This is a genomic window from Vibrio sp. Vb1980, assembly GCF_033338615.1.
Classification (GTDB): domain Bacteria; phylum Pseudomonadota; class Gammaproteobacteria; order Enterobacterales; family Vibrionaceae; genus Vibrio; species Vibrio alginolyticus.
In genome coordinates, this window is sequence record NZ_JAWOSZ010000039.1 from 1 (window position 1) to 4585 (window position 4585).

The window sequence follows — 4585 nt, forward strand, 5'->3', positions numbered from 1 at the left end:
CTTCAATTTAAGATTTTGTTCGGCTCAATGAATACTGAACATTACATAAGTAATGTTTGAATTGACTGTGCTGAATCCGAAGATTCAATGGTCACTTCGTTTCATTGAAACCTAATTTGAAACCGAAGTTTCTAATTGGATTATCATCAACGAGTGCCCACACAGATTGATAGGTCTATATTGTTAAAGAGCTTGCTTTGCGAGAAGCTTTTCTCTCAAAGCGGAGGTGCATTCTAGCGATTTAATTGACAGTGTCAAACACTTTTTCAATTTTATTTTCGTAGAAGCTTTTTACCTCTCCGACTCTGCTGAAGCCTTATCGCGTCTGCCGTGTCGGTGGATGCGCATTATAGGGAACTCAGATCCGTTCGCAACCCTTTTTTGAAAAAAAATGGAAAAAAATGACTGTTCGATGACTATTTCATCAAAAAAGCAAAAAAGAGGGTAAAAAAACCCTCTTTTTCTGCCTTAAAAGCCGTATTTAAATGAATGCGTACGCGTCTGCGAACATACGTTCGCTCTTCGCTTTCTTGTTCTGAGTGAACTGTTCACGTGCTGCGCCAGCCATTTCAAAACGACCTGCAATATAGATATCGTAGTTTTCTAAGCTTTCGAAATCTTCAGCTACAGCTTGTAGCACGTTACCAACTTTACCTTGCCAGTCTGCAGGAGCTTCTTCTACTACTGGCACAAAGTGAACATTGGCAAACTTGTCGGCAATCTCGACCAGTTCGTCTTTAGCATAAAGCTGGCAGTTATCGCGCGCCCCCCAATATAAATAGATAGGATTGGTTTTATTCTGCGCTACGCAGTGATCCAGAATCGAGCGAACGTAACTGAAGCCTGTACCACCAGCAATTAATAATAATGGGCGTTCGCTTTCTTCTTGAACCCAAGCATCGCCATGTGGCGCATCAATTTCAATCTGACCATCAGTTTCAAGCGCCGCTTGCATTGCTTCGACAACTTCTTGTGCATAAGCGTTGTGTTCCGCCGCACCGATGTGCAGTTCAAGTTCACCTTCATGACGACAAGGGCTGCTTGCGATAGAGAAAGGACGTTTGTCTTTTTCACCCATCACCACCATTAGGTACTGACCCGCTTTAAAAGGCACTGGTGATTCTGGATGAAGAAGGATTTGGTAAGTATTACAAGCTAACGGCTGAATAGACTTTACTTTACATTGGATGGTCATGGTGTTCCTCTCGCTTACTCGTCAAAAGTAAGCACTAAATTACTTTCTGTATAGGCTTGGCAAGGGAATATCCAACCTTGCTGTTGCTCTTTTTCGGTTAGCATCGGTTCGAGGTGATAGCTCACCTCGCCCGTTAGCTTTTTACACATGCACATGGCGCAAGCGCCAACTTGGCAACGGTGCGGGAAGCGAATATTGTTGTTGAGCGCAGCTTCCAACACCGTCTCCCCTTCTTTTACTTGGAACGTAACGTCCATTGGTAGAAGGTGGACTTGATGACTCATAGAATACCTAACTGGTCCCAAATCTCATCGACTTTAGCCACAAGTTTAGGATCTTTTTTGATAGGCGTACCCCACTCGCGCGTGACTTCAGATTCGAACTTGTTGGTCGCATCCAGTCCTAATTGGGATGAACTCTCAGTCTTACCAAGCACTTGAATCGTGTCTCTATCTGGGTCCATTCGAGTTGTCACCGCCCAAATGATGTCATTCCAATCTCGTGCATTAACGTCATCGTCGCACAAAATGATGAATTTGTTATCCGTGTACTGAGCAAAGAAGCCCCATAGATGTTCCATCAATTCTTGGGATTGACCAGCTTGGTCTTTCTTCATAGTCACGACAGCAAATTGGTTGTTTGCTGTAACTGGAAGATAGACGTCAACAATCTCAGGGCGTTGCTGTTTCAACTCATTTAGTTCTGCTTCGGTAATCGCTTTGCTGTCTCGCTCAGTGACCTCGGTTCGCGTCGCCAGCTCGGCATCCCATTTAATGGTCGCATCCAAGCCCATTTTGGAGCCAAGCCCAACCACTGGTGAAGCAAAGTCGAGCGAGTCGATTGGCGTGTTATCTATCATCAAGGTATCACGTACAGGATCCATATGCTCTGACATGGCTTTCACGACATCATTCCAATCTCGTGCGTTTACCGATTCATCGCACACAATAACAAACTTGGTATACATGAATTGACGTAAGAAAGACCACACGCCCATCATTACGCGCTTGGCATGTCCTGGGTATTGCTTCTTCATGGTGACGACGGCCATTCGGTACGAACAACCTTCTGGCGGAAGATAGAAGTCTTCAATCTCTGGGAATTGCTTTTGCAGAATAGGCACAAACACTTCGTTTAATGCCACACCCAATACAGCTGGTTCATCTGGCGGACGACCTGTGTAGGTGCTGTGATAAATAGGGTCTTTACGCATAGTAATGTGCGTAATAGTAAATACGTGGTGCTTTTCTTTTTCGTTATAGTAGCCAGTGTGGTCACCGTAAGGACCTTCATCAGCAAACTCGTTCGGGTCGATATAGCCTTCCATCACGATTTCCGCGCTCGCTGGCACTTCCAAATCGTTGCTGACTGACTTCACGACTTCCGTTTTGCTTCCACGTAGCAAACCTGCAAATGCGTATTCCGATAGCGTATCTGGCACTGGTGTTACTGCGCCAAGAATGGTTGCTGGGTCTGCACCAAACGCGACCGAAACTGGGAAAGGTTTACCTGGGTTGGTTTCCATCCAATCGCGCAGATCAAGCGCACCACCACGATGGGCTAACCAACGCATGATGATTTTGTTCTTGGCAATTTTCTGCTGACGGTAAATGCCTAGGTTCTGACGTTTCTTATTTGGACCTTTGGTTACGGTTAAGCCCCAAGTAAGCAGTGGCGCTACATCTTCTGCCCAGCAGCTCATTACCGGAATCTTATCCAAGTCGACTTCATCACCTTGCCAAACAATGTCTTGGCATGGTGCTTTACGTAAACGCTTAGCCGGCATGTTCAATACTTGTTTGAACACAGGCAGTTTTTCTAAAGCGTCTTTGAAGCCTTTTGGTGGCTCAGGTTCTTTTAAATAAGCCAGCAGCTTACCGACTTCTCTTAATTCTTTAACGTCTTCACGTCCCATGCCGATTGCGACACGCTCTGGTGTACCAAACAGGTTAGTCAAAACAGGTACGTCGTAGCCGATTGGGTTCTCAAACAACAGCGCAGGTCCACCAGCACGCAAGGTGCGGTCGCTGATTTCTGTCATTTCATAAGCGGGATCGACAGGGTGAGTGATGCGTTTAAGTCGACCTTTCTGTTCTAGGTGGTCGATAAATTCGCGTAAATCCTTAAAACTCATAGGCCTTCATGCTGGCTGATTAAACTGTCCGCAGTATAACAAATAGGAGGACGCTAAGATCCTCCTATTTTGTGTGGGTATGTGAGCCAGATTACTTTAATACTTGTTCAATCTGCCGAGTCTTTATCTGATGGTTCGAAGATACTAACTCTTCCAACCAGGTTTGATGCCCTTGTTGAGCAAGCTCTCGAGCAACCATGGTTGCTTCTTCTGATAACGCCATTTTTCTAACTAGAAACTGCTTTACTTGCGGAGATAGAGGGTTAGATTTTGTAAGTAGACTAATAGCTTCTGGCTTGAGTGATGGGTTAACTGTGGCATTCATCAATTGCTGAATGGAAAAAACGTCTCCAACCGCAGCTAAACGCTCAAGTTCGGACTGGCTGTTGTAATCAGCTTTCATCCGCCAGAGTAAGTTGTACACTTCCTCATCCTGACTAACTTGTGCCAACCTGACTATCACGGCCGTCGATGGTAACCAACTGGTCACATTTGCTTTGGTTAACTGGGCCGTTAATGCAGCAAGCGCATTGGGTGATAAGCTGTCTAACTCTCGAATCAAAAGCGCTTCACGCGCTTGAGCTTGTTGAGATGGCCCTGTAAGCCATTGCTTTAAGTTAAGCTCTCTTCGTTCAGCTTGTAAGACAAAGTCCAAGGTACTTTGGTCTTGTTTCCAGCGCTTAATCAAGCGACTCGCAATAACGGGAAAGTTAAAAGCGGGTACACTAAATTCATACCCATCACCTCGCTCTAACACTTGATAAGTCGGGGTCATACGGATCTGGGACTCAACAAACAGAGCCATTCGAGGCGTGAGAATCACATCTTGCTTTTCAAGCTTTTCCAATAATTGAAAGCGCACCACCTCTTGTTGAGGCAAAGCAAGTCGATCAAGGGCAAATTTAAGCGAGTCGACTTCATCTCTGACAGCGTAATCAAGCAGTTCAGAGACTTTAGTCTGTATTTGAGTATCCTGAAGCCACTGTTCTACTACAGACTCATGCATTTCCTTGGCAGATAATGTCGCAGGTAGAGTGATAAGTGACAAGCTCAGGAGTAATGACGACAACATTCCTTGTTGCATGTTAACCTCCCGATAACATTTCCTTCATTCTGATACTTCTATCGGGAGAAAGCAATAAAAAAGCCACCGATATACGGTGGCTTTTCGCAGAATAACTGTGCCGTCCTAAATAAGGTTGACACTTTCCACCCCCAAAATTGGAGAGTGTTATGAAATCAACAACTAAAAGAAC

4 protein-coding genes are annotated in these 4585 nt (G+C 45.0%); all 4 read right to left on the bottom strand.

Annotation, left to right across the window (positions count from 1 at the left end):
• Positions 1-481: 481 nt before the first annotated feature.
• The 4 genes from fre to R7F64_RS23600 all read right to left on the bottom strand — a co-directional run bounded on the left by fre (position 482) and on the right by R7F64_RS23600 (position 4413).
• Positions 482-1195: an NAD(P)H-flavin reductase gene (gene fre, locus R7F64_RS23585; RefSeq protein ID WP_005382872.1), complete on the bottom strand. Its 714-nt coding sequence runs from the start codon at positions 1193-1195 to the stop codon at positions 482-484.
• 14 nt (positions 1196-1209) lie between these two features.
• Positions 1210-1479 carry a 2Fe-2S iron-sulfur cluster-binding protein gene (locus R7F64_RS23590; RefSeq protein ID WP_009696789.1) on the bottom strand — a complete coding sequence of 90 codons (270 nt, stop codon included), beginning with the start codon at positions 1477-1479 and terminating at the stop codon, positions 1210-1212.
• Positions 1476-3329 (bottom strand): 4-hydroxy-3-polyprenylbenzoate decarboxylase, encoded by a 1854-nt coding sequence (ubiD, locus tag R7F64_RS23595; RefSeq protein ID WP_005378755.1) that lies wholly within the window; start codon positions 3327-3329, stop codon positions 1476-1478. Before ubiD ends, R7F64_RS23590 begins: the two co-directional genes overlap by 4 nt.
• Positions 3330-3420: 91 nt before the next feature.
• Positions 3421-4413 (bottom strand): hypothetical protein, encoded by a 993-nt coding sequence (locus tag R7F64_RS23600; protein ID WP_005378756.1) that lies wholly within the window; start codon positions 4411-4413, stop codon positions 3421-3423.
• Positions 4414-4585 lie beyond the last annotated feature (172 nt).